Genomic DNA, 24,888 nt, shown 5'->3' on the forward strand with positions numbered 1-24,888 from the left:
GCCTCACGGCCGAGAAGCCACGGCTCCCGCTCTCCGATCTCCGGTGTTGGGCAGCAGGACTGCCAGGCCTCATCATCGGGCCGGGAGCTAGCGCGACACGGGGAGGGATACCCGGCTCCCCCGCCGGTAGCCTTCCTCACCCCGGCGGCGCGACGACCCAAAAGCCCGCAGCCCGCGATGAGTCTCTACACGTACTCGCCACCCCTCCAGGACCTGCTGCGGTGCTGGACCGGAACCTGCACCACCTGCAGCGACCCTCACCACCAACAGACCCAGAACCTGACGAAGCACTACTAGCCCTCGATCAGCGTCCCCGGTGGGATCTCCGCATCCTTCGCCTTGTCGCCCGGCTGCAACTGGCGCTCGTAGCAGCCCTGTCGCCAGACCAGCTTCTTGAACTCTTCCGGGGTGAGCACGCCCTGCCAAGGGGTGCCGCCCGGGCAGAAGACGCCCTCGCAGCTGTAGCAGTAGTGCGCCGGCAGCCAGAACTCGTTGGCCAGTGTCTCGCCGGATGTCTCGGCGTCCTTCTCCCGGCCGTCGTCGCGCACCACCGCGAGGGTGGCGGCGAAGATGAGCAGTCCGAGGACCACACCGCCGACGGTGTACAGCTGGTTGTCCTTCTCGACGCCCGTGTAGGCGAGACCACCGCCGACCATGAGGCTCAAGATGAGCCCCTCGGCGAAGTGGATGCAGCCGTCGCCGCTCTTCTCCGGGCCCTTCGCCAGCCGGGTGCCGAGGTTCTTGGTCAGGGCGCCCTTGCCGGACTGCGCCTTTTCGACCGTCCGCACCTCAACTCCACCGCAGCGCGGGCACGTCGGCGTCGGCGGTTGCGGCCTTCCGTGCGTTGTCATGCGCAGAACGTTATCCGGTGCGGGTGTCGGCGCTGACGGCAACGTGCAGTGTGGCCGGCGGGGGGATGTCGCGGATCCGGGCGTCGTCCGTGATCGGGGTCGCCAGAACGCCACCTGGCACGCACCCGCACATGGATCGCGGACGAGAAACGGCGAGAGTCCGAGCGATCCGCGGCGAGCAGGCCCTGCCGCCGGCCCCGGACTGGTTCATCGAGCAGGGCATCGCAGAGGAGCCGGCGTCGGCGGGCGCCGTTCAGACCGGCGCCCGCCGAGCACCCTCACGCAGGGGCGCCGAGCGGCGGGTGCTCGAGCACGCGGGGCTTGTACTCGACCAGCTGGGTGCGGCCGTCGAAGGTGCGGTGCTCGATCATCTCGAGGGCCACGTCCGGATAGCCGTCGTAGATGCGTTCTTCGCCCGTGGCCCCGGTGATCACCGGGAACATCACGACCCGGAAGCGGTCGACGAGTCCGGCTCGTAGCAGGGACCGGCACAGGCTGAGGCTGCCGATCGTGCTCAGGAGTCCCGAGCCACTCGACTTCATGGCGCGGACCACCTCGACGGCGTCGTCGCGGACGAGTGTGGAGTTGGCCCACGTCAGTGGCTCCTTGAGTGAGGAGGAGAACACCACCTTGGACGCTTGCGTGAGCTCGTCGACGGACGCCTCCTCTTCGGGCCTGAACTCGTCTTGTCCGTTCGGGACCTCGCCTGCGGCGAAGCCCGACATCAGGCGGTAGGTGTTCGCTCCCATCAGGTAGGTGGACTCGGGCTGCTTGCCGAGCCACGCGAGGTACTCCGGGCCCTCGAGGCCCCAGAAACCGGGCCATCCCTCTCCCGATGCATAGCCGTCGAGGGAAGTGATGAAGTCGACGAGAAGCTCCGACATGACCGTGTCCTCTCCTGGGGTGTCACGAACTTGGACCGGCCGCGAGCCCCAGACTCATCGGTCGCGCTCGGCCGGACCCGGTGCACCGCTCGGAGGCCAGCTGAAACGCTCAGTAACAGGTTCGTGACTCTTCGAGCTACATGGCGTCGGCGTCGAGGCCTGACCTGGGCAAACACGACTACGGTGGATGAGGGAATGCTTGCAGGACAGGCGGGCGCGCTGGGCCTCCGGCCCGGCGGACGTGGCTGCGGCCGGTGCCTCTCGGCACGGGCCGCCGTTTCACATCAGCTCGTCAGGGACAAAGACGTCGGCCGCCCCTGAGCACCAGGAGTGTGTGCCTGCTCCGCGTCGGTCCTGGTACTTGATCGGATCGGTTCGCAACGGTCGGGTGTGGCCGGGATGCGTGCTGCCAGGGTTGGAGTCGAAAGGAGGCCTCGTGATCTCGGCACTCAACCAGCTGGTCGGTCTTGTCGAGGAGCACCTCGCCGAGGAGCTCGACGTCGACGGCTTGGCCGTGGCGCTCGGTACGACCGAGTACCACTTGCGTCGGATGTTCTCGTCGTTGGCCGGTATGCCCCTGTCGGAGTACGTGCGACGGCGACGCATGACCGTCGCCGCCGCCGACGTCGTCCGGGGCGAGGAGGACCTGCTGGGCATCGCCGTCCGGCACGGATACGGCTCGAGTGAAGCGTTCGGACGCGCGTTCCGAGCGGTCCACGGTGCCGGCCCCAGTGACGTGCGCCGTGACGGAGGCCCCCTGCGCACGCAACCGCAGCTCAGGTTCCGCCTGACCGTCGAAGGGATTCTCCCCATGGACACCCGCCTCGCCGACCGCCCTGCGTTCAGGCTGGTAGGACACGCAGCCCGGGTTCCGCTCATTTACCAGGGCGTCAACCCGCACATCCAGGAACACATCGCCGCGCTGCCTATGGAGGAGCACCTGCGACTGAAGGGCCTCAGCAACACCGAACCCGAGGGCCTGCTGCAGATCAGCGACGACCTCGATCCCGACGGCAGGGAGGGCAGCGAACTGACCTACCTGCACGGAGTCGCCCTCAGCCGGGACACGCCGGTCCCGGACGGGCTCGACACCATCGAGGTGCCGGCTGGACTGTGGGCGGTCTTCCGTACCAGCGGACCGCATCCGCAGGCCCTGCAGACCACTTGGGCGGCGACCGCGACCGAGTGGTTCCCGTCCAACCCATGGCGGCTGCGGCCTGGGCCCTCGATCGTCGCGTTCCTCGAGCGCGCAGACGATTTCAGCACCGCGACCTGCGAGCTGTGGCTTCCCGTCGAACCTGCGTGACGCACTGACGACCATCGAGCGAGGCTGAGCGCTTCAGCTGTGGCTTCCGCCGGCTGAAGCGCTCACCACGGCTGACCACGGGTGCAGCTGTGCAGTTCAGGTGTCCCGGGACCGTCGAAGCCGGCGGCACCCACCGTGTGGCGGGCGCTGCCGGTCACCGGAGTGGCGGACGGCTGGTCCCATAAAACTGCGTTGGGAAGCGGATGGACCCGCGGTGTTGTTGGCCCTGCGTATCTGCTTGGCCGCAGCTGGCCCGCCGGCCAGATAGACGCTCAGTACTCGGTGGAGCCGGTCCACGATGTCCCATACGGTCGGTCCGTGATGATGAAAGCGGGCGACCCTCGCGGTCTCGGCGTCCCTTCCTCCGAGGCACGGTTGCACTTCGATACGGAACTGCAGGAACTCGGCGGTGGTCCGCGGCGCCGCTTGCTCATGGTCGACGACGAGCCTGCCTTCGAGCTCAGCTTCTACTGCGGAACGTGCCCGCTGCTGTTTCGCCGACTGGAAACCGCGAGAGAAAAGTTGTCCCTGGAGAGCATGCAGGAACGGCTCACCGGCGCACTGGACGACCCGGACGACGGCGGTGTCATCGATGCGTTCGGTGCGTTGCTGCCGGAGGGCGAGTACCTTCCGCTGCTCCTGAGCGTGGAACCCCGGCTGATCATCCCCGGGAAGGAAGGTGACTACTTCAGCGGTGAACAGGTCGCGACGTGGGGCATCGATCAGTTCTGGGGCCTGCCCGAGTACCCCCACACCCCGTACTACCGGACCTTCGAGACCGCCGTCGACGCGGACACCCACCTCTATGAGTTCGTCGTGCCCATGGTCCCCCCGACGTGGAACGAGAGGGAGCGTGTCGAGGAGTATGTCGCGCTCATGGAGCAGGGATCGGTCCCCACAGCGGTGGCGATCTCCACGCTGGACGTGTGCCAGCCCGCCCTCGACCTGGGAGATGCCCCCTCCGCGCACTGGGGCCTGACCCACTTCCTCCTCGATGGCCACCACAAACTGGAGGCCGCTGCCACAGCCGGCCGGCCGGTGCGGCTCCTCTCGCTCCTGACCCTGGGCGAGAGCCTGGCCGAAGCGGAGGACTGCGCCCGCCTTCCTGCCCTCCGCGCCCGCCCCCGCTCGGCCCGGACGACCGGCACCTGAACCAGCGTCGAAGATCACGCTGCGGGCCAACAGCCCATAGCGAGCTCTCCATGGCGAGAGCTCACCACGCACACGAGGCCAGGCCAGCGAAGCCACAGACCGCCAGGTCTCGTGCTCGCCCTCCGGATCCGGTGCCCAGTCACACCAAGTGCGGCTTTTCAAGCTACGAGAGGTAGCGGCGGAAGAAGGCACTGAGGTAAGTGGCGGCGACACGGCGCTGCTGCACTTCGGTCAACTGCCTGGCCGGCGCGGCACCCTCACGGTCAGTGCACTGCCCGGGGTGTCCTTCAACCGGCATGGCATCGTCGAAGGCCGCGACCTGACGGCTCTGAGGCGACCACTGCGTGTTGAAGTAGTTGTGGTTCGCCCCTTGGATCGCGAATCGGTAGAAGCCGCTCCGGTTTCCCTTGGCCGCGTCGGCCGCGAACCAGAGTGCCTCATCGCCAACCTGTCCGTCGCACGTTCCCCGGAAGGTGGCGAAAGGTGTCTTGGTCATCGCGTAGTTGGACATGTTCTCCGTCATCACGTTGTAGGCGGGCGCCACAGCGGCCACCGCCTTGACCTCCACGCCCTCGGGCCACTGCCCGCGATGGCTGTCAGCCGCCTGCCAGGTGACCCCGGCGCCTGCCCTGGAATGCCCCATGGTCCCTACGTTGCCCATGTCCACGTGGTGGGCGAAGCCGACGCGTCGCGCCGCTCCGGTCGCCGGGTCGGTGAACTTCCCGGCCAGCTCGCCCTTGTCCTTGGAGCTGAGCTCCTGCCACATGCGCAGATGCCGGTTGATGAGATCCGCGCGCACGGCAGCGTTGTCATCCCCTGTCACGGAGGAGGCGTTGATGCCGTTTGCGCCGACCGAGACCACGACAAACCCCTCAGCGGCCAACTTGCGGCCCAGGTAGTCATATCCGCGCTCACTGGGCAGGACGGGTGTTCCCGACGCACACGGCCAGGCGGACAGCTTGGCATTGGCAGCTTCATACGCGGCGTCGTCACCATCGTGCTCGGCAGCTGTGCGCGCTGCGTCTGCCTTCCGGTCGGCGCAGGTGTCGTGCAAGCCGTGCAGCATCACGATCAGTGGATGCCGCCCCGTGCCCAGGTCGGCGGGGTAGTGCACCACCCCGGTCAGCTCGCCCGGTTGACCGGTCTGTGGAAGATGCCAGGCCTCATCGCCCAGGTCGTAGCGTACGGTCCGGGTGGCCCCGGGCGAAGGCACCGTGCTCCGTCCCAGCGCCTCGTTCGGCGCCGCGGCACCGGTTGCGTCCGTATACGTGAAGGCTGCGGCGGCGGTGGACAGCACCGCCGCCGACAGGCCCAGCAGACGAGCCGAAGCCCTCGTGCGTTTGCGTCTCTTCATCATTTCTCCCTCGGTGAGCAGAGGGCCCCGGCCCGGACCGTCCGGTCCCGCTCGTGGCCGTTGCCCGGGGTGCAGGTGAAGGCCGTCCTCAGCGGGCGGCGGCGTAGGAATCCACCACGAACCGGATGACCCGGTCCTGCAACGCGGCCCCCGAGTCACCTGCCCGCCTGATCATGTCCGTTCCGTGGAAGCCGCTCTCGTCGATGACCAGTTCCTTCTTGCGGGCGGCTGCGGAGGCCGCATAGACCTCACGGACCTGCTTCTCCACCGCGCCCTGCATGTCACCGGGCGACACCACGAGAAGCGTCGGAATGCGCAGCTTCCTCACCGCCGCCACGCCGTCTGCCCCGAGGCACCGGGCAGGCGAGGACATCATCAACAGGCCCACCACCCGCAAGGGCGTGTCAACGCCGGCGACCGCTGCCGTCGTCCCCCCGCACGACGCCCCCGCCAGGAACACCCGCTTCGCACCGACCCGCCGCAGTTCCGCCAGTCCGGCACGGGCATCTCGGTCGATGTGCTCGTTGGCGGCCGTTCTCTGGGACGCACCGTGATTGCGGTACTCGGGGATCACCACGTGATAGCCACGCTTCGCCAGTTGCCGCCCGATGTCGACGAACGAGCAAATGCTGTAGCCCTGTTCGTGATCCAGAAGAACGCCGTCGGGCCCGTCCCCCAGGACCAGCGCCGAGAGATGCACCCCATCGCTGGTCGTCAGCGTGGTGGCTTTACTCCTCAGGTCCTCGGGCACGCACGTGTTGACGAGATACCCCCGTGCCGTGCGCACCGTGCGGTCGGGAGAGCCCGGCTCGTACGAGGCCGGCTCATTTTCCGGCGGTGCCACGGGCTCACTGCTCCGTGCCCCGGAGGGCAACGGCGCCGTGGACGTCGCAGCTCCCGCCTCCGGGTCATGCCCGGACCCGCCGGCCGGGCTCGCACAGCCCGACACCAGGCCCAGGCACACCAGCACGACGGCCGCAGCAGCTCTGACATTCAGCACGGTCTTCCTCAGGTCTCAGGTCGCACATCCGACGGCGACGTGTCCCGCGCATGCCGGACACGCACGTCCGCACCAGGGCGGAACACCCCTTACGCGTTGACAGACGTGCGGGCCTGCCCGAGGTTGCAGGCCGCGACGATCAAGTTCCGGAAGCTGAAGACGGACAGGCCGCGCCCCAGCGGTATGCCCCGCACCGCCCGGTGAACTGCAACCTGTCGGTGCCTCACACGTCCTTCTCAGTAGAGGGCACCCCCTGCACGCCCTGAACCGCTCGATTCACGCAACAGGTTGGCACATATGCCAGAAATCACCCGCTGGGAAACCATCCGGGCCAGCATCCGCCCGACGTCCCCGCGGCGTCCCGGACCGGATGACGGCCGACACACACAGCATCAGGACGTCACGGCCCACCCGCGAGGAGAAGGCGCTGATGGCTGCCGTTTCCGCCTGTGAAGGTGCTTTCCCGCGCAGCCGGTGGCGATGGCTACTGGCCCGCCTCTCCCACGACCGAAACAGATCGGACTCCGTGGGCCGACTGTCCGGCACAGCGTCGGAAGAAATCGACAGGCTGTACCGCCACCGCAGGCTCGACCTCGTGCGCCTGGCCGTCCTCCTGGTCGACGACATCCCCACAGCCGAGGACGTCGTCCAGGAAGCCTTCGCAGCCCTCTACCGACGACACGGCAACGCGCTCGGCCACATCGCCGACCCCGACGCCTACATACGGCGCAGCGTGGTCAACACCTCCAGGGATGTGCTGCGCAGGAGGCGCACCGTGCGTGCCTACATCCCCCCGCGCACCCTCCCCGCACCACCACCGGAAGAAGAGATCCTCCTCAGGGAAGAACACCAGGAAGTGCTGCGAGCACTGCGACTGCTGACCGTGCGCCAGCGGGAGGTCCTCGTCCTCAGGTACTGGTCGAACATGTCCGAAGCGGACATCGCAGCAACTCTGGGCCTGTCCCGGGGTGCAGTGAAGTCCACAGCGAGCCGGGCACTCACGGCTCTGGCCAGAAGACTGGAAGAGACACCATGACAGCCGTCGAGGACCGCCTTCGCGCCGCACTGCGCGCTCGGGCCAACCAAGTCACCGCTCTCCGCCCGGCCCTCCCGCCATCGACCCGCGCACGGACCGTCACCCACCCGGCACTGCGCAAGGCTGCGATAGTCGTTCTGACCGCAGCCCTGGCAGCAGCTCTCCTCGTGCTGCCACGGCTCCTCTCCCGGGACGACCCGTCAGCCCCCGCCGACACTCCGCCACCCGCCGGCCCGAGCCACCACAACACGTCACCTGCACCCGCCTCCTCCCCACCAGACGAGACACCCAGACCTATCGCCCCGTAGACCAGCCGGAGCTGCGGCTGTCTGCCGCACGCCCTTCCCCGAGCGGCCTTCCCGTACGCCCTTCCCGCTCTTCCTCGCAGGAAGGTCACCGGACCGCTCCCGGGGTCGTGCCCCGCCAAGTCGCGTAGAGAGCCGGACTGTTCAGCTCCGGATGTGGCGCCTGGTGACCAGCAACTCGAGCGGCTTGCCCTGCTTTCAACGCTGCTGCTCGTCACGGCTGGGGCCGGGGCGTGGCGGCGCTTCTGTCCCACCGCCGCCATGACGTGCGAGGTCACAGCTATATGCACACCGGGCCGGTCAAGTAGCTGCAGCGGGTCCCGGAGGCGTAGCGCGGGCGGTGACCCGGGCACAGTCGGCAAGGATCGGCTTCTCGGGACCGATGAGCGTCGCGGGGGGCTCGTCGGGACGGAACAGGCGCCAGTCGGTGTTCTCCGGGCCTTTTGCCTGCGGTGTGCTGTCTGGGGGAAGGGCGGCACGGTAGACGACGGTGACGTTGTAGATCTCATCGCCATTGGGGTACCGGTAGAACTGCTCCGCCCCGGAGTAGACCCCGAACAGCTGCAACTCGCCGATACTGAGCCCGGTTTCCTCCCGCACCTCGCGTCGGCACGTGTCCTCCAGGCGCTCACCGGGCTCCATCAGCCCGCCGGGCAGGCCCCACCCTCCGGTGTCCGCCCGCGCCAGCAGCAGGACCCGGCCACCCTCATCGGTGAGCAGCACCGCGGCGCCGGGAAGGATCAGAGGCCTGTGTCCCACCAGCGCCCGCAGATCGCTCACGTAGTCAGGCATGATGTTGTCCGCCTTTCCTCAGGTTCCCCGTTTGAGCCTGACGCTGCCTCACTGGGCGCGTAGTGGCGGCTCCGGCGCCGCGTTCTTAGACGTCACCCGCAGCCCGTCCCCGGTCTCAGCCGCTCAACTATGTTCATGCCTCGAGCGACCTACGGCTGGCCGTCCGCCCTGCTCCTCGGCTGGCTGGCCGCGCTGCTCCTCCCTCGACCTGCAGCGCCGCTTCCACACGTGAGCGCCCGTCAGACCCAGCACGCATCCTTGAGCCGAATACCGGATTCAGCCGCGAACCCATCAAGCAGGCCTGCAATTTCTTCACACCTCCCACGCCACCTGCACGACTCAAGGTGGCATCGTTGATCCACTGGCGGGCCGGACACTCCGCGTCCGCGTCGGGGGGACTTCCATGCGTACTCGTACTGCTGCAGCTTCCGCTGCTTTGATCCTGTGCACGGTGATGGGCTCCGCGGCCTGCTCGTCGTCCCCGGCGGCCAACCCGTCTTCGGACACCTCGACCCCAGACGCACAGGACAAGAGCCAACGCCAGGCCAACCAGGCCTCCCCCGACGCCGATCCTTCGGCCTGCGCGACTTCCAGCGACAAGATCCCCGAAGGCTGCGCAGTCGACATGGGTACAGCCGAGATGGACCAGGCAACTCCTGCCACGGAGCCGCCAGCGACGACAAGCGCGCCTACGTCTTCCACGGCACGGTGACTGCTGCCGCGATCCGTCTCTGGCTCTGCGGCTGACGCACGGCTGCCGTCACAGTTGCGGCAGTCGGTCCGCAACTGTGGGAGTGCGCCGCTCCTCAAGCCAGAAGAGATAGACACGGAGGTGCGACGCCAGCTCGCCGTCGAGGTAGGCGGCGTAGCTCAAGGCTGCAGCGGCCACACCTTGCCCGGCCTTCGCGTCGTCGGCCTCCCAATCGGCACGCCGATTCGCCAGGTACTCCCTGATCCGCCCTCGGTCACGCCACCACTCCCGGACCGCTGTCGGCGTCCATTGGGTGTCGCCGTCACAGCCGTAACCGGAGAATGCCTCAGCCTCCGCCGCATCGACCAGCCGTTGAAGCTCCTCCGGCGTCCGGGGCTGCCGGTACACGTACTCGGTGAAGTAGTCGGCCTCGTAGAGAACCAGCTCTGGGGCATGGATACGGCCCGTGCCGCAGTTGTCGGTATCGGCCCCGTAGAACGGTCCAGGCACGTTGAGCCACTTTCGATACGACCACTGCCCCAGGAACGCTCCGCGCGCATCCTCGAGCATCGGCACCGGATCGAAGTAAAGGTCCACGGCAGAAGGTTAGCCACTTGCCGAACGATTCACCGGACACGGCCTAAAAAAAGGCGCCTCCTCGAATGAACCCGGTGACACCAGAACCAACCTCAACAGATAATTCCTCGGCGAACCCCGTCATCGACGCATGCAAACAGCCGAATCCCTCCGACAGCCTTCCGTGCCACGGACGGGTGATCGCAGGGGCGTACTTGGGGCGCCTCGTGCACCGCGCTCTCAAGCCAGTACGCACCGGCAACTTTGCGAGCACCCCTGTTTCGCCGTTGTCGCCGTCGTCGTTGTCGTTGTCGCCGTCGTCGTTGTCGTTGTCGCCAGAGGACTCTGCGTCGGCAGTGCGGCCGGGCAAGCATGGGCAGCGTCAGAAATACTGCTCCCATGAACGAGCCACCACCCACCGGCAAGACCGGCAAGTTCGGCCTGTCGCGACGACTGGTCCCCATGACCGGCCGCGACCCGGAAGAGCACGGCCGGACCGCCTCACCGCTGGAGCTATTGTTCGACCTGACCTTCGTGGTCGCCGTCGGCACGGCAGCGCTCCAGTTCGCCGAGATGGTCGCCGAGGGGCATGCCGGCGAGGCGGTCATCGCGTTCGTACTGGCAATGTTCGCGATCAGCATCGCCTGGATCAGCTTCAGCTGGTTCGCCTCTGCTTTCGCCACCGACGACTGGCTCTACCGGGCCGTGACGATGCTGCAGATGATCGGCGTCGTCGTGTTCTCGCTCGGCCTACCTGCGATGTTCCACTCCGTCGAGGAGGGAGGCCACCTCGAACTGCGCGCCATGGTCATCGGCTACGTCGTGATGCGGATCGCGATGGTGCTCCAGTGGTGGCGCGCCGCCCGCCAGTCCCCGTCGTTCCATGACGTCGGCATGGCCAACATCCGGTGGACGGTGATCGTCCAGGCAGGCTGGATCTTCGTGGCCTTTGTGCACATGCCGATCAGCGCCGTCTTCGCCGCGTTCGGCGTCCTGGGCGCCCTCGAACTCGTCCTGCCGGTGCTTACGCAGGGCTCCGCGGGCGGCACCCCCTGGCACCCGCACCACGTCGCCGAACGGTACGGACTCTTCGCAATCATCGTCCTCGGCGAGGGCGTCGTCGGTACAGTCGCCTCCTCCGGCGACCTCCTGGGGGGCGGGGACGGCACGCACTGGACCTGGAACGCCATCGCCGTTGTCATCGCCGGTGTGGGCCTGACCTTCGGTATGTGGTGGATGTATTTCATGACGCCGTTCGGCGACATCCTGGCGCACCGCCGCGGCCGCGGATACCTCTTCGGCTACGGCCACATCCCCCTGTACATCGGCGTCGCCGGAGCAGGCGCCGGGCTGCACGTGGCAGGCCTGTACATGGAACACCACGCCAAGATTTCCGGCACCGCCGTCGTCCTCGCCCTCGCCATCCCCGTCGGTCTCTACATGTTGATGATCTACCTCCTGCACACCCTGCTGCTGTCCACGGCCGACCGCTTCCACATCCTTCTGATCGCCCTCACCTTCGCCGTACTGCTCACGGCAGTCCTCCTGGCCGCCGCCGGCGTGGCCATCGCGGTGAGCCTGCTCGTGGTCATGCTCGCGCCATTCATCACCGTGATCGGCTACGAGACGATCGGCCATCGCCACCAACAGCAGATGCTTGAAGAACTCGATACGCCGTAGGCATCGGCGGGGATGTCGATCGGTTCTGAACCCAGCCATCGGAACGGCTGCTTACGCCGGGCACTCAAGATCACCGATTCAGCGTCAACCGCTGTACCGAAGTCCCCCGAGGCCGTGCCCGGCAGTTCCCAGCCGCAGCTCACAGGCGCCACTCTCGGTCAAGGCTTCGGGAGAGAGCGGGTCCGCAGCCAGTACGAGCGGATCGCCACGACCAACGCGCATCCGTACACGGAGAATGCGCCAAGCCGATCCAGGTGACCAGGGGCGCGTCCTGCGAAGTGGGGAAATCTCCGCTCCGGATCGACACCACGTCCATTGTGGCCAGAGCCTCGTAGCCGAGGCCGAGCACGCCAGGCACTGGGGCTCAGCGCTGCCACGCGGGCTTCCCTGTCCAGCCGCGTCCGGCGCGGAATCGCGGGCGGTCGCTAGGGTCGGCCCATGTCCAGTCCTGGAGACGTGCCGCCGGAGATCCTGAACCGGTTGCGGTCAATCTGCCGCCAACTGCCCGAGTCGTACGAGGAACCGGCCTGGATCGGTGTGCGCTGGCGGATCCGATCGCGGACGTTCGCCCACGTCTACACGCCGGATGTGGATCGCTACCCGGTCTACGCGCCGTATGCGGCCGCAGGTCAGGAGCTGGTCGTGATGACTTTTCGGGTACCCGTCGACGACCTGCTCGGCCTGACCGCCGGTGGGTTCCCGTTCCTTCGTGCCGGCTGGGGCCACAACGTCGTCGCTGCTGTTCTCGGTGACCACTCCGACTGGACCGAGCTAGCCGAACTGATCACCGACAGCTACCGCGAGATGGCCCCGAAATTCCTCGCCTCCCGGGTCGCCCTACCGCCACCCATCAGCTGACCGCGAGCGGTTGCTGGACGAGGTATACCCCGGCATCCAGGCGGAAGCGGCCTGGCCGGGGGGCGGCGGGGGCCCGGGCGGGGCCGTCGTCGTTCTGCGGGTTCTCGGGCCGTCCCCACCACCAGGTCGGCCCGCAGTTCGGCCGGCGTCGCTTCCATGTACGCGCAGTCGACGGTCAGGAGTTCCGTGCACAGGCAGGCCCACGCGGTGAGCGACGACCAGCACGCTGAAGGGGCCCTCCGCGGCGCGTAGACGTCGTAGCTGTCGTTGGCCCCGAACTCGAAGTCGTTGTGGAAGCCGTAGTCGAGGGTCGTCCAGTCCGAGACGCCATCCAGGCCTGGAGAATGACCGCGGAGATTACAAGTCCCGTCACGCCGTGGAATGCCTGGCTATCCTGCTCGACGTCCCCGCCGCCCTCGCCGAACCGGCCCGAGCTTCCCCTTTGTCTGGATCATGCCCCCAGGTTCTCCGTTACGGGCAGGCACTCGGCGAGCAGGTCGACGACGTCGCGCCAGGCTCGCTGCGCGTGCTGTGGGTGGTAGCCGACGCCGGGGACCGTGGGGTGGTCTACCGGCGGGTGATGGAAGGCGTGCAAGGCGCCGCCGTAGACCACGAGGCGCCAGTCGACGCCCGCGGCCTGCATCTCAGCGGTGAACGCGTTGCGTTGCGCGGGATGCATGATCGGGTCTTCCGACCCGACCCCGGCCCACACCGGACAGCGAATGCGTGCCGCCTCGCCCGGCCGGCCCGTGGTGGTTGCGTTGACTGTGCCGATCGCGCGCAGGTTGACCCCGTCGCGCCCGAGTTCCAGCCCAACGGCGCCCCCGGTGCCGTAGCCGACGGCGCCGATCCGGTCGGGGTCGGTCCGCGGTTCGGCGCGCAACACGTCGAGCGCCGCATGGCCGATGCCCCGCATCCGGTCGGGATCAGAGAGCAGTGGCATGCAACGGGCCAGCATCTCCTCGGGGTCGCTCAAATAGCGCCCGCCATGGAGGTCGAAGGCCAGCGCTATGTATCCCAGCTCGGCGAGAGCATCGGCCCGACCTCGCTCGACGTCGCTGAGCCCCGTGCCCTCTGGTCCGAGCAGCACTGCGGGCCGGCGGTCGGCACCGGCCGGGAGCGCGAGGTGCCCGACCATCGTGAGACCGTCGGCCGGGTACTCGACCGTACGCGTCGTAATCGTCGTAGTCGTCGTCATGAGACTGGACTGTAGTGATCGTCGAGCCCGGTCCGGCCGCAGTTCTGCCGCTGGCAGAGCAGCACGCGTATCCCCCCTGAAAATACGGCGAGGGCTCACAAGAACCATCACAAACCTCGTCCGTGAGGGTGAGGGTGAGGGGCAGCCCGCAGGACTCCAACACAGCCTCAGCCGACCGCAACGGCGGACGACAGCATCCGCACGGAACAAGGCAACACTAAAGCTACAGTTGAGGTTAAGACTCCTGCGGCGAAGCCACTCGATGTGACCATCCCCCACCACCCCAACGCCCGACAACACAGAGCCATCCAGCGGCGCAGACACAGCAATCAGCAACACCACACGCGACACAGCTCCACCACGTCCATGCAGGGCGACCGGCGGAGCGCCACCGCGCCCGCCAGTGTCCACCGGTGCCCCACGCCGCGTTCATGAGCGGTGGTTCTCTCCTGCCGGCCCAGTCCGGCTAGCCGAGGCCGGGTCGGGAGCACCTCACCAATGCGCCTCCTGGACCTTCCATTCCAAGGACCGCGACCACGGCTGCGGCGGACTCAATGCCTGACCAGCCGCTGGACCCGGCCCCAGGACGACCGAAGAACACAGCCAGCTGCTCGGGCTTACGCATCTAGGCTTCGTCCGTGAGCATCCGTCACTGAGGAGGTACGGCGATGCGTATTCCCGGTCCTGAGCCCCGCGCGGACGGCGGGGTCGGCGCCGTCACGGCAGCAGGGGGACTGCACAACTACCAGTTACGCCTGCATGCCGAGTACGGGCCCGTCGTACGGTTCCAACTGCCTGGCGCCGAAACAGCCGTATCAGTGGCCGACCCCCTACTGCTGGAGGCCACGGCTCACATCAACAAGCGCCCGGAGCAGCTCTTCGAGTTTCTGGCCCCGCTGTGCGAGGCGGACAACCTGCAGGTGCTCGACGCCGAGCAGCACGCCCCGTGGCGACGACTGCTGCTGTCGGTGCTGGCCGGACGCCCCTCCCACGAGCGGCACTTCGCGCGATTCACCGAAATGGCCACGGCTCTCGCCGACCGCTGGGCCCAGCGGACTGTGCGGGAGACCACCGGGCACCAAGGGTCCGGCGAGCCAGTCGCGCTGCAGAAGGACCTCACTGCGCTGACGCTCCGTATGATCTGCCAGTTCGCGCTGGGCAGCGACGCCGCGGACCCCGACCGCGTCATCTCCGCGTTCGAAGACGTACTCATCGAATATCTCGGACGCCTTTACCGTGTGCCCGTCCCCGGCACTCAAGAGGAGCGGGCCAGGCAGGCCGACGAGGCCCTCACCTATCTGCGCGCGACGGTCGACGAGGTGATCGCCGCGCACGGTTCGGGCGGCCGTACAGACAAGAGCGATCTGATCGGGGCGCTTGTCGAGGCCGGCCAGAGCCCCGCGCGCATCCGCGACACCGTCATGGTGACGATGCTGGCAGCGCACCACACCACCGGGGTCGCCGTCTCCTGGACGCTGCATCTGCTGGGCCGCCACCCGGAGGTCGCGGAACGGGTCGCCGACGAGCTGGACCACGTGCTCGGCGACCGCCCGGCACCCGACTACGCCGACCTGCGCGAACTCACCTATCTCGACATGACACTCAAGGAGTCGATGCGGCTCTACCCGCCCGGCCCGTACGGCGCGCGGGAGACGACCGAGGAACTCGTCCTGGGCGACTACCACGTCCCGGCGGGGGCTACGGTCTTCTACCCGTTCTGGGCCGTGCACATGAACCCGGACTACTGGCCCGAACCCGAGAAGTTCATGCCCGAGAGGTTCACCCCGGACGAGGTGGCAAAGCGGCCGAGGCTTGCCTACATCCCCTTCGGGCTCGGTCCCCGAAGCTGCGAGGGCGCGGCCCTGGCCATGGTCGAGGCCGAACTCGTCCTGGCCGTACTGCTCAAACGCTTCCGCTTCAGGCCCGTGCCGGGCCACGAGGTGACGCCCATCGAACGGTTCGTCCTCTGGGCGCAGGACGACATCCAGATGACACTCCACCCACGCACCCCCAGCTAGCCGTGTCCGGAGCCCTCGGGGCTGCATCAGACGCGTCAATCGCTCTGCCGTCGAGCGTGCGCAACGGGCACGTGACCGATGGGCCGCTCGCTGTGCAGCCGACGTCGCGCCGCCAGGCCGGCGCGGTCGGCCCGCACAGCTCCGCACCGCTTGGCTCCGCCGATGCAATCGATTGTCGGGGCCGGCGGGCTTCCTCAAGGCACCCACACCTTGAGACCCGGCACCGGATCCGTGACGGTGGCGCTCTGCCTGCCACGGCGGGCGAGGTGCTGGTGCAGGGAGACGGCCTCGGACGGTAGGTCAACGCGCAGCGGTTCGGTGGGAGCGTTGGGCATGTGCTGGTGACAGGCATGCACACTGTCGGTGACACTTCTACTCAGCGACCGATGCCGAAGATCGCTTCGAGCACGCGAAGCGATCGGTCACGAACGTCGTCATGTCTGAAGGGACGCGAATTCTTGTGGCTCAGGTTGTTGCGGCGGACTCGATGCGGAAGGCGGGGTGACGGCGACCATGCCCGCGCCGGGAACGACGGCTGTCCTGGCACTGCTGCCGGACGCCGACCCTCTACTGAAGCTGGCCGCCCAGGTGGACACGCGGGTGGTGCGGCCGGGTGTGCCCGCACACGCGACGCTGCTCTACCCGTGGCTGCCCGCCGAGGAGATCGGCGCGAGGGAGCTGGAGCGGTTGCGGGCCGTACTGATGCGGGCCGCGCCGGAAGTCGGCCGGATTCCCCTGCGGCTGGCCGAGGTCGAGCGGGCCGATGCGTTCATCGGCATCCCGGTGCCCGAACTGCATGCCCTGGCCACCGCCGTTCGCACGGCGTTCCCCGAACAGGTGCCCTACGGCGGCCGGTTCGGGCAGGATCCGCCGGTACACGTCACCGTATCGCTGGACGCAACGACCCACACCGCCGCCGATATCACGCGCCTAGTCACCGGCCGTCTGCCCATCCGCACCGAGGTGTCCGCCGTGCACGTGGTCGCTCTCTCGCCCGACGGCTGGCAGGTCCTCGCCCAGTTGCCGCTCACCGGATGACCGGGCGGAGTTCACGATCGGTCCTCAGCCGGTCTGCCAGAAGCTGAGTCTTGCGGGGTTGCTCAGTGCACCGACGTACCTTGTCCGTCACCCCCGCGAACTCCAAGGCGAGTACGGTCGCGAAGGTGCGGCCAGCTGCTCGTGACCAGCTTGGGCAGGTGGTCTGTCAGCTCTTGAGCCACCACGATTCCATGTTGTCGTTCCAGGCTCCCCCGACGAAGCTCATCCCGCTCAGACCCTTCCAGGTGAACGAATCCCCCGCATAGCCGGGATCTGAGTACCCCGTGACGTTGGCGCAGGTGCCGTAGCTCCGGAAGGACGAGACCTTGTTGGCGAAGTCCCCGAGGTCAGGGACCCCGTAACCAGAGGCATCGCACCCTCCGTCGCGACCGCGGATCTCGTCGGAGTTGCCTGTGAAATTCTCGTCCTCCCAGTACTTGAGAAGAAGGACGCGGGCCTGGCTGTTCGTCCGGCTGCGCAGGCTGGTCACGGACTCCCGAGCACGGGTGCAGTGCCGTTCGGCCACACGGGACTCGCGCTCTCCAGACTGCATTCTCTCCAGCACGGTGATGCAGTGCAGGGAGGCCTTCGGTACCGTCGCTGCAACCGCGGGCGAGGGCCCGCTTGCAAGCAGCGCCAGCGCGGTGACGGTGATGAACGAGCCGGTGATCCTGTGGATTGAGGTCATTTTGGTTCCTCCTGCACCGAGCCCGAAGGCTCAGGGAGACGTACGGCGACCAGAGGGCTGCCTGGTAGGCACCTTCCGTGACCCGGTATCGCCCCGGTCACTTGCCGGTCACTCCCGGGCCTCCACGCGTGCCACCGGAGGGAGCCGACCGCATTGGCTTGCCGGCGCAGGATGCTGACCGTCGGCCACCGTGAACCCGGTACCAACCGCAGGTGAACTCCGTACAACCAGCTCCGCCCTTCGACGGTCACACCAGACAGAACCGCGCCCCGTCGACCGAGTGAGAGCCTCCATGCCACACAGCCGCCGCATCCTGACGTACGCCATCGCAACCGCCGCCGCCGTCACCGCCGGGCTCGTACTCCCGTCCGGTGCCGCCGCTGCCGCACCCTCGGCCACCATGAGCGACTTCAACGGCGACGGCTACGCGGACCTGGCCGTCGGCGTCCCGGACGGGACCGTCGACGGCCAGGCCAAGGCCGGGTACGTGAACGTCGTCTGGGGCGGCCCGAAGGGCGTCGGCGCCCACGGAAGCATCCGTGTCACTCAGGCCACTCCCGAGGTTCCCGGCGCCCCGGAGGCCGGCGACCGCTTCGGTGCGTCCGTGACCCTGACGGACCTCAACGGCGACGACATCGCGGAACTGCTCGTCGGTGTCCCCGGCGAGGACGTCACCGATCGCGGTGCTGACGCGGGCATGGTCATCGCCGTAGGCGGGTCGAAGGACGGACCGGGACCGGCGTCGACGGTCCTTACCGGGCCGTCGTCGGCCGCTGCGTACGGCAAATCGGTCGCGGCAGCCGACCTGACCGGCGGCGAGAACAAGGTGATCGTCATCGGAGGCACGGACAAAGTCGTCGCTCGTGTCATCCAGGGTGAAGACAGCATGATCACCACCGTCGTCGCCGCCCCCATGGGAGGCCGCGCCCCCATCCTGACCACCGGCGACTTCGACAGCGACGGCCGCGACGACCTGGCCGTTGCCTACTGGACCGCGGGCGATCCCAACACGCAGTCCCACGTGCGTCTGTGGAAGTGGGACGCCGACCGGGCCGAGATGGCCAACTTCTGGAACACGGACAACGCCGGCGTGACCGCGCTGGCCGCCGGCGACTTCGACGGCGACGGCCACGACGACCTGGCGCTCGGCGAATGCCGTGAGATCGCCGACGAGAACATCGACGACCCGTGCGGCCCCGAGGAGCTCGCCAAGGGGGGAGGCATCCACCTCCACTACGGAAGCCCCGAGGGCGGCTCGTTCGGCAGCCGCGCCCAGACCCTCAACCAGGACACGGAGGGCGTCCCGGGGGTGGCCGAGGACGGCGACCGCTTCGGCGCCGCCCTCGCCGTCGCTGACGTCAACCGCGACGGCCGCGACGACCTGATCGCGGGCGCTCCCGGCGAGGCCATCGCAAGCAAGGCGGGGGCGGGCGCCGCCTGGCTGCTCCACGGAGGCGCTCAGGGCCTGCTCGACGCAGGCGGCGCAGCCACGTCCGTCGCCTGGAACCAGGACACGTCCGGCGTGCCGGGCGTCGCGGAGTCGGGCGACACCTTCGGCGCGGGGGTCGCTTCGGGTGACTACAACGCCGACGGCGTACCGGACGTCACGGTCGGATCCCCTGGCGAGAACGCCTCCCTGGGCGCTGTTTGGGTCCTCCCCCGTGGCTCGGCCCGCGACTCGGCAGCCTTCTCACCTCGCACGCTCGGCCTCCCGTACCTCTCCACAGCTCACAAGTACGGCAAGCCACTGAACAGTCACTAATGTCGGGGGCCTGGCAAGGGCGCGCAGGCGGGAAGGGAGCGGGCGTGGTCACCCGGTGGCTCTGATGTACGGCCGCACAGGATTCGAGCTCCTCGGGCCCCTCTAGCTCCTCCGCGAATCGAGTCCTGTCGGAGGGACAGAAGGTGTGGCGCTCCAACATCGAACTTTCGGGTTCTATGCGAGGCCACCATTGCTCATCAGCAGTTGACCGTTGATCCACTCGCCTTCCTTGGAACACAGGAAGGCGACGAGGTGCGCGGTGTCCTGCGGAGTGCCCAGTCTGCCGAGGGGGGCGCTGCGGATGCAGTGCTCCCTGAGTTCCTCCGGCATCCAACCGGTGTCAACCGGCCCGGGGTTGATCGCGTTGGCGGTGACGCCGAGGTGGGCGAGTTCGTGGGCGGCGGCCAGGGTGATGCGGTCCAGGGCTCCCTTGCTCGCTCCGTACGGCAGGTTGCCAACGGTGTGATCACTGGTGAGGCTGATGATCCGTCCGGTCCCCCGTTCCGCGGCGAAGCGGCGTCCGAACTCGCGGATGAGCAGCCAGGTGGCGCGAGCGTTGACGGCGAAGTGCCGGTCGAAACTCTCCAAGGTGGTGTCGAGGAGCCCAGAGTCGACAGACTCGCAGTGACTCATGACCAGTGCGGTGACACTGCCCAGCCGTTGTTCGACCTCCTCGAAGACGCGCGCCGGGGTGTCCGGGTCGGCGAGATCCGCCTCAATTGCGGTGGTGGACGCACCCTGTTCGGCCAGAGTCCGGCGGATCGCTTCGGTCGCGCCGGGCTCGCTCCCCCAGCTCATACGGTCGTCGTAGGGGGTCCAGTAGGTGAAGGCGATGTCCCAGCCCGAAGCGGCTAGCCGACGGGCGATGCCCGCCCCGATGCCAACGGTGCGGCCCACACCGGTAATCAGGGCGAGCGGGCGGTTGGCCGGAGGGCTTTGTCCGTGGGCGGGCTGTTCGCGAGCGGTGTTCATCGTCACGGTCCGGAATGGTTCACGAACGGCGACCGCAGCGTCAATCGTATTCCTGCGACGTCGCGGCAGACAGCAGGCGTCAGCGGCGGCACGCGTAGTCGGCTCTCAGGAACAGCGGGCACGGTCCCTGCATGACCGTCAGGAAGGGGGCCCAGGTCGGCACGTGAGCCAGTTGATTTCCAGTTCTGGCCAAGTCCGCGCAGCGCGTCGGGGCGGATGGCAGACTGAACAGATGATCGACGATCTTCCCTCCGGCCTGACGGCTCGGCACCTTGCCACCGAAGACCATCTCCGGGTCATCGCCGTACTGGACACTTGGTGGGGTGGCCTGAAAGGGAGGGCAGGGTCGACGGAGCGGGCGCTGCTTCTGCCCCGGCTGTACTTCCAGCATTTCACCACCACCAGTTTCCTGGTCGAACACGACAGTGGAGAGATAGCCGCCTTCCTGGTCGGCTTCCTGTCGCCGACCCAGCCCGACACCGCCTATGTGCACTTCGTCGGCGTCGACCCGGCGCTGCATGGCCAAGGCATCGGGAGCACCCTCTACCGGGCCTTCTTCGCGCTCGCTCGGTCCGATGGGCGGCGTTACGTGCACTGCATCACCAGCCCGGAGAACGTCGCGTCGCGGGCATTTCACGCTCGGCTCGGTTTCGCGGCCTCAGACGTGAAGACGGACTACGACGGCCCTGGACTCGACCGGGTGGCGTTCACCATCGACCTCTCCGCGGATCCGACCGCGACCCCATGACCGCGATGGCTCTGCACGGACCAGGTCGAGAGCCACGCGGCTCGCGTCGACGCCCCCGAGCAGGCGGATTCCGGAGCCGAGCGGACGTCCCGGTCACCGGCGGCCTCGCGGGCCTGAGCGAGCACGGACTCGATGTCGTCGTTGGCGAACTGGAAGGTGGTCCCGCCCTGCCGCACCCAGGGGTCCCGCTTCTCGTGCCTGGTTCTTGAACCTTGGTCGGCCAGGGGGCTCTTGTCATCCGCCTTCTCACTGCGGGAGCCGCTCTGCATGGCCGTGGACTTTTCGACCGGCCTCCCGGAGTCTGTTCCCGTGGACTCGCCGCTGACCACCTATCTGCTGCCTGCCGTCCTCGCCGTGATCATGTTCGGTCTCGGACTCGGCCTGTCCGTGGCCGACTTCCGCAGGATCGCGGCGTATCCGCGGCCTGTGGCCGTCGCGCTTGTCTGCCAGCTGGTGCTGCTGCCCGCCATCTGTCTGGGTCTGGTGCTGGCCTTCGACCTGAGTCCCGCGCTGGCCGTCGGCATGATGCTGCTCGCGGCTTCTCCCGGCGGCACGATGGCCAATATCTTCAGCCATCTGTTCGGCGGCGACGTCGCCCTCAACATCTCGCTGACCGCCATCAATTCGGTCATCGCCGTCGTCACGCTGCCGATCGTCGTGAACCTCTCCCTCGACCATTTCATGACCGGCACGGACGAGGCGCTGGGACTGCGCTTCGACAAGACGCTGCAGGTCTTCCTCGTCGTGCTGGTCCCGGTCGCGGCGGGGATGCTGGTCCGCCACCGCCGTCCGGACTTCGCCGAGCGCTCCACGCGGATGGTCAAGGTGACAGCGATCGCCGCGCTCGTCGGCATCATCATCGCCGCGCTCGCCGCCGAGCGGGAGAACGTAGTCGGCTATCTCGCCGACGTAGGCCTCGTAGCCTTCCTCTTCGGCGCGATCTCCCTCACCATCGGCTACGGCGCGACCCGGCTGGCCCGCGGCGACCACCGGCAGTCCGTCGCCACCTGCTTCGAGATCGGCATGCACAACACCACCCTGTCGATGGCGATCGCCCTCAGCCCTTCGCTGCTGGACAGCACCCGGATGGCCATTCCCTCGGCGGTGTATGCGGTGGCGATGTTCGTCATGGCCCTGACCGCCGGCTTCCTCCTGCGCCGCGTCGCCCCGGCCGAGACTGCCGCCGTCGGCGCGGGAGCACCTCCCGCATCCGTAACTGAGAACCTGACGCCACGCAAACAGCCGGGCGCGCGGTGGTTTCCGTGGCCGGCACGGAAGCGAGCCGCACCCGGCCGGGAGAGGCTGTGACTTGTGGTGAGGGTTGCGGTCGAGGAGGCGAAGGCCGAGGTGACGGCGACCGTGAAACACAGGAGGAGGGCTACGACGAGCGGGGCTCGAAGTCGGCCGCGTGCTGGGCGATCTTCTCGATGATCCCGGCGTGCTCCGGCATCGCGACGTAGGTCATCATGCCGCCGACCAGCAGGAGGGTGGGCCAGTCGCGGTCTGATTCACCGCGGCCAAGGGGTAACCCGGGCTGGGGCCCGGCGTTATGAGGCCGTGGGTATCTGGCTGCTGAACAATTTCACCACTGTCGCGCTTGCCGGGCTGCTCGGGGGCGGCGCCGTACTGGCCGCCGTGGCCGGCACGCTCGTACTGAGACGCAGTTTTCCTCACCACGCGAACGGCACGCACAACGAGATGATCGGCGTTGTGCTCGGCATGTACGCCGCGATCTACGGCATCATCCTGGCCTTCGTCGTCGTGGCCGAGTGGGAGGGCCTCAACGCGGCGGAGACCAACGTCGCGCTCGAGGCCAGCCAGACCGCCGAGGTACTGCGTGATGCCTCTGCGTTCCCGGCCGAGCAGGAGCGCCGGGTGACGGACGCCGTCGGGGCGTACGTCCGTGTCGTCGTCGACGAGCAATGGCCGCTGATGCGCGCGGGCGAGCCCGACCCCGAGATCACCAACCCCGAAGTGACCGCGCTGTACCGGGTGTTCCAGGAATACGAGCCGCGGACCGAGGCCGAGAAGACCTACTACGCGCAGTCCGTCTCGACGCTGGGCGAGATCGCAGGCGCACGCCGTACCCGGCTCGCCGACTCCGAGCAGTCCCTGCCGTCGCTCCTGAACGTCCTCGTCTACGGCGGCGCGCTCGTCATGCTTCCCCTGACCCTGCTCTACGGCATCAGAAGCGTGCGCGCGAACTTGATGTTCGTCGTGTCGGTCGCCGCACTCATCGGCGTGAGTCTGCTGCTGTGCCTGACGTTGGACCATCCGTTCGCGGGCGAGCTCGCCGTTTCGCCTGCTCCCTTCAAGGAGGGCGTACTCGCTCAGTTCTGGACCTGACGAACCGGGTGGTGTGCGGCTCGCACGAGTCCCTCGGACGTCGTGGCCTCCAGCATGCTTCGTTCCTCTGCGTCCGCGTCGAAGCCGACCGGTTCCCAGCGCTTGGCCAGGAGTGCGATCAGGCCCAGTACGGGGGCGGCGAGGATGACCCAGTAGACGTGGGTGCCCAGGCCGCTGCTGAGGATGGGGAAGAAGAACAGGGTCAGCGTCGAACCGAGGCGCAGTACCGCCTGGTTGAAGCCGATGCTGACGCCGCGCATCGACGTGGGGAAGCCCAGCGAGGCGTAGCTCATGATGTGCGCGCCAGGGCCGAAGCCCTGGGCGAACATGAACGCGCCCAGCATCAGGATGCCCGCCGTGACGGCGGCCGTCCCGGAGGGCGCTGCGATGAGGCCGAGCACCGTGATGGCGGCGAACTGGATCGCGAAGCCCAGCGTCATCATCGGCCAGGCGCCGCGGGTCGATGCCCAGCGGATGCCGAGCAGTCCGCCGGTCAGGGCGAAGAGGAGGTTCAGGGCGAAGGAGGATGCGATCGTGGTCAGCGGGCCCTGGGTCATCAGTGTGGCGATGATGATCGGCAGCCCGAACGCGACCGCGTTGTAGCCGAAGGTTTCCGCCAGACCGACCGTCACCGACTGGATGGTGCGCGCGCGGTAGGGAGGTGTGAAGAGCCGTGCGTACGCGGTGAGGCCGGGCTTGGGCGGGCGGGGTGTCTGCGCGGGCACGTCGTCGGCGACGCGCGCGTCCACGCCGTAGGACTGGCGAAGGATCCGCGCCGCGCTTTCCAGGTCGCCCTGGTCGGCGGCCCAGGTCGGGGACTCATTCATGTAGCGCCGGCGCAGCAGCAGTACGAGCAGTGCAGGTATGGCGCCGAAGCCGACGGTGAATCGCCACAGCCAGCCCAGCTGGGCGTCGGGCAGGAGGAAGTACAGCACCATGATCACCAGGTAGCAGCCGCTGGTCGCGGTGTACCAGGCGGGCGACCAGGCAGCCGTACGCGAGCCCTTGCTGCCCTTGCCGCGCAGCCGGGAGAACTCGGCGAGGAACGCGATCGCGACGGGGATGTCCATGCCGACGCCTATGCCCATCACGAAGCGCGCCGCGATCAGCGTCCACACGTCCTGCGCCAGCGCGCACACCAGCGCGGTCACGACGAAGAAGAGCATGTTCGCCATGAACACCCGGTAGCGGCCGATCCGGTCCACCAGCCAGCCGCCGACGAGAGCGCCGACGAGTGATCCCACGCTGATCGAGGCGGTGACCGTGCCGGCCATGGCGGAGCTCAGGCCGAACTGTTCTGTGATGTCGGGAAGCCCGTAGGCGAGGGAACTCAGGTCGTAGGCGTCGAGGAAGATGCCGCCGAGCGCGATGATCACGATCATTTTGGCGTGCCGGCCGCGGGCCGTGCCCGAGTTGACCAGATCCGAGACGTCCGCCGCGGAGCGGATCAGTACCGTGCCCGGCACGGTCGCCGGGGTCGTGCTGCCGGACAAGGGAGAGGTGGAGCTCACGAGCGCCTTCCGGGGTGGTGCGGACGTACCGGCGAATCGTCGCACCGGCTGGAAATCGCTCGTACGCATGTCCGCATAATGGTCACCGTCGTCTGCGTCATGGACGTCATCACGATCAGCGG

The 24,888-nt window shown here is 68.0% G+C and carries 21 protein-coding genes; 11 read left to right on the forward strand and 10 right to left on the reverse strand.

What is annotated here, in order from left to right; translation table 11 throughout:
• Positions 1–293: 293 nt before the first annotated feature.
• A complete protein-coding gene (locus AC07AG_RS25845; RefSeq protein WP_478758041.1) occupies positions 294–788 on the reverse strand; it encodes a hypothetical protein in 495 nt (164 codons plus the stop codon).
• A gap of 341 nt (positions 789–1,129) precedes the next feature.
• Positions 1,130–1,735 (reverse strand): dihydrofolate reductase family protein, encoded by a 606-nt coding sequence (locus AC07AG_RS25850; RefSeq protein WP_478758043.1) that lies wholly within the window; start codon positions 1,733–1,735, stop codon positions 1,130–1,132.
• Positions 1,736–2,171: 436 nt separating this feature from the next.
• Between AC07AG_RS25850 and AC07AG_RS25855 the strand changes: the two genes are divergently transcribed.
• Entirely contained in the window at positions 2,172–3,041 is an 870-nt protein-coding gene (locus AC07AG_RS25855; protein ID WP_478758045.1) for an AraC family transcriptional regulator, read from the forward strand.
• Positions 3,042–3,362: 321 nt separating this feature from the next.
• Positions 3,363–4,193: a hypothetical protein gene (locus AC07AG_RS25860; protein ID WP_478758762.1), complete on the forward strand. Its 831-nt coding sequence runs from the start codon at positions 3,363–3,365 to the stop codon at positions 4,191–4,193.
• A gap of 163 nt (positions 4,194–4,356) precedes the next feature.
• Here the strand turns inward: AC07AG_RS25860 and AC07AG_RS25865 are convergent, their stop codons facing one another.
• Both AC07AG_RS25865 and AC07AG_RS25870 read right to left on the reverse strand, forming a co-directional pair.
• Positions 4,357–5,550 (reverse strand): alpha/beta hydrolase, encoded by a 1,194-nt coding sequence (locus AC07AG_RS25865; protein WP_478758047.1) that lies wholly within the window; start codon positions 5,548–5,550, stop codon positions 4,357–4,359.
• Positions 5,551–5,635: 85 nt separating this feature from the next.
• A complete protein-coding gene (locus tag AC07AG_RS25870) occupies positions 5,636–6,391 on the reverse strand; it encodes an alpha/beta hydrolase (protein ID WP_478758049.1) in 756 nt (251 codons plus the stop codon).
• A 586-nt stretch (positions 6,392–6,977) separates the two neighbouring features.
• Here AC07AG_RS25870 and AC07AG_RS25875 point away from each other — a divergent pair.
• A complete protein-coding gene (locus tag AC07AG_RS25875; RefSeq protein WP_478758051.1) occupies positions 6,978–7,583 on the forward strand; it encodes a SigE family RNA polymerase sigma factor in 606 nt (201 codons plus the stop codon).
• Positions 7,584–8,188: 605 nt separating this feature from the next.
• Here the strand turns inward: AC07AG_RS25875 and AC07AG_RS25880 are convergent.
• Positions 8,189–8,680, reverse strand: coding sequence for an NUDIX hydrolase (locus AC07AG_RS25880; RefSeq protein WP_478758053.1), 492 nt, complete (start codon positions 8,678–8,680; stop codon positions 8,189–8,191).
• A gap of 760 nt (positions 8,681–9,440) precedes the next feature.
• The gene (locus AC07AG_RS25885) at positions 9,441–9,968 is read right to left on the reverse strand and encodes a ferredoxin (protein ID WP_478758055.1); all 528 of its coding nucleotides are present in this window, start codon (positions 9,966–9,968) and stop codon (positions 9,441–9,443) included.
• Positions 9,969–10,409: 441 nt separating this feature from the next.
• Here AC07AG_RS25885 and AC07AG_RS25890 point away from each other — a divergent pair, with 441 nt between their 5' ends.
• Both AC07AG_RS25890 and AC07AG_RS25895 read left to right on the forward strand, forming a co-directional pair.
• On the forward strand, positions 10,410–11,627 hold the full coding sequence (locus tag AC07AG_RS25890; RefSeq protein WP_478758764.1) for a low temperature requirement protein A: 1,218 nt from the start codon (positions 10,410–10,412) through the stop codon (positions 11,625–11,627).
• A 456-nt stretch (positions 11,628–12,083) separates the two neighbouring features.
• A complete protein-coding gene (locus tag AC07AG_RS25895; RefSeq protein ID WP_478758057.1) occupies positions 12,084–12,485 on the forward strand; it encodes an MmcQ/YjbR family DNA-binding protein in 402 nt (133 codons plus the stop codon).
• A 451-nt stretch (positions 12,486–12,936) separates the two neighbouring features.
• On the opposite strand, the gene AC07AG_RS25900 is transcribed toward AC07AG_RS25895, so the two are convergent.
• Positions 12,937–13,683, reverse strand: a complete 747-nt coding sequence (locus AC07AG_RS25900) for a dienelactone hydrolase family protein (protein ID WP_478758059.1) — start codon at positions 13,681–13,683, stop codon at positions 12,937–12,939.
• A gap of 668 nt (positions 13,684–14,351) precedes the next feature.
• Between AC07AG_RS25900 and AC07AG_RS25905 the strand changes: the two genes are divergently transcribed.
• Together AC07AG_RS25905 and AC07AG_RS25910 are read left to right on the forward strand one after the other, a co-directional pair.
• Positions 14,352–15,701 carry a cytochrome P450 gene (locus AC07AG_RS25905; RefSeq protein ID WP_478758061.1) on the forward strand — a complete coding sequence of 450 codons (1,350 nt, stop codon included), beginning with the start codon at positions 14,352–14,354 and terminating at the stop codon, positions 15,699–15,701.
• Positions 15,702–16,214: 513 nt separating this feature from the next.
• On the forward strand, positions 16,215–16,739 hold the full coding sequence (locus AC07AG_RS25910) for a 2'-5' RNA ligase family protein (RefSeq protein ID WP_478758063.1): 525 nt from the start codon (positions 16,215–16,217) through the stop codon (positions 16,737–16,739).
• A gap of 166 nt (positions 16,740–16,905) precedes the next feature.
• Here the strand turns inward: AC07AG_RS25910 and AC07AG_RS25915 are convergent, their stop codons facing one another.
• Positions 16,906–17,427, reverse strand: coding sequence for a peptidase inhibitor family I36 protein (locus AC07AG_RS25915; protein ID WP_478758065.1), 522 nt, complete (start codon positions 17,425–17,427; stop codon positions 16,906–16,908).
• Between the two features lie 292 nt (positions 17,428–17,719).
• On the opposite strand from AC07AG_RS25915, the gene AC07AG_RS25920 reads away from it, so the two are divergent.
• A complete protein-coding gene (locus tag AC07AG_RS25920) occupies positions 17,720–19,189 on the forward strand; it encodes an FG-GAP repeat protein (protein ID WP_478758067.1) in 1,470 nt (489 codons plus the stop codon).
• Between the two features lie 174 nt (positions 19,190–19,363).
• Here AC07AG_RS25920 and AC07AG_RS25925 read toward each other — a convergent pair whose 3' ends face one another.
• Complete coding sequence (locus tag AC07AG_RS25925) at positions 19,364–20,161, reverse strand: SDR family oxidoreductase (protein WP_478758765.1); 798 nt, start codon at positions 20,159–20,161, stop codon at positions 19,364–19,366.
• Between the two features lie 232 nt (positions 20,162–20,393).
• Between AC07AG_RS25925 and AC07AG_RS25930 the strand changes: the two genes are divergently transcribed.
• From AC07AG_RS25930 to AC07AG_RS25940, 3 genes are all read left to right on the forward strand, one after another.
• On the forward strand, positions 20,394–20,909 hold the full coding sequence (locus AC07AG_RS25930; RefSeq protein WP_478758069.1) for a GNAT family N-acetyltransferase: 516 nt from the start codon (positions 20,394–20,396) through the stop codon (positions 20,907–20,909).
• 267 nt (positions 20,910–21,176) lie between these two features.
• A complete protein-coding gene (locus AC07AG_RS25935) occupies positions 21,177–22,217 on the forward strand; it encodes a bile acid:sodium symporter family protein (protein ID WP_478758071.1) in 1,041 nt (346 codons plus the stop codon).
• Between the two features lie 249 nt (positions 22,218–22,466).
• Positions 22,467–23,255: a bestrophin-like domain gene (locus AC07AG_RS25940; RefSeq protein ID WP_478758073.1), complete on the forward strand. Its 789-nt coding sequence runs from the start codon at positions 22,467–22,469 to the stop codon at positions 23,253–23,255.
• Here AC07AG_RS25940 and AC07AG_RS25945 read toward each other — a convergent pair.
• Entirely contained in the window at positions 23,240–24,835 is a 1,596-nt protein-coding gene (locus tag AC07AG_RS25945) for an MFS transporter (protein WP_478758075.1), read from the reverse strand. The genes AC07AG_RS25940 and AC07AG_RS25945 overlap by 16 nt on opposite strands.
• Between the last annotated feature and the right edge of the window lie 53 nt (positions 24,836–24,888).

Source organism: Streptomyces sp. NPDC044044, assembly GCF_056434405.1.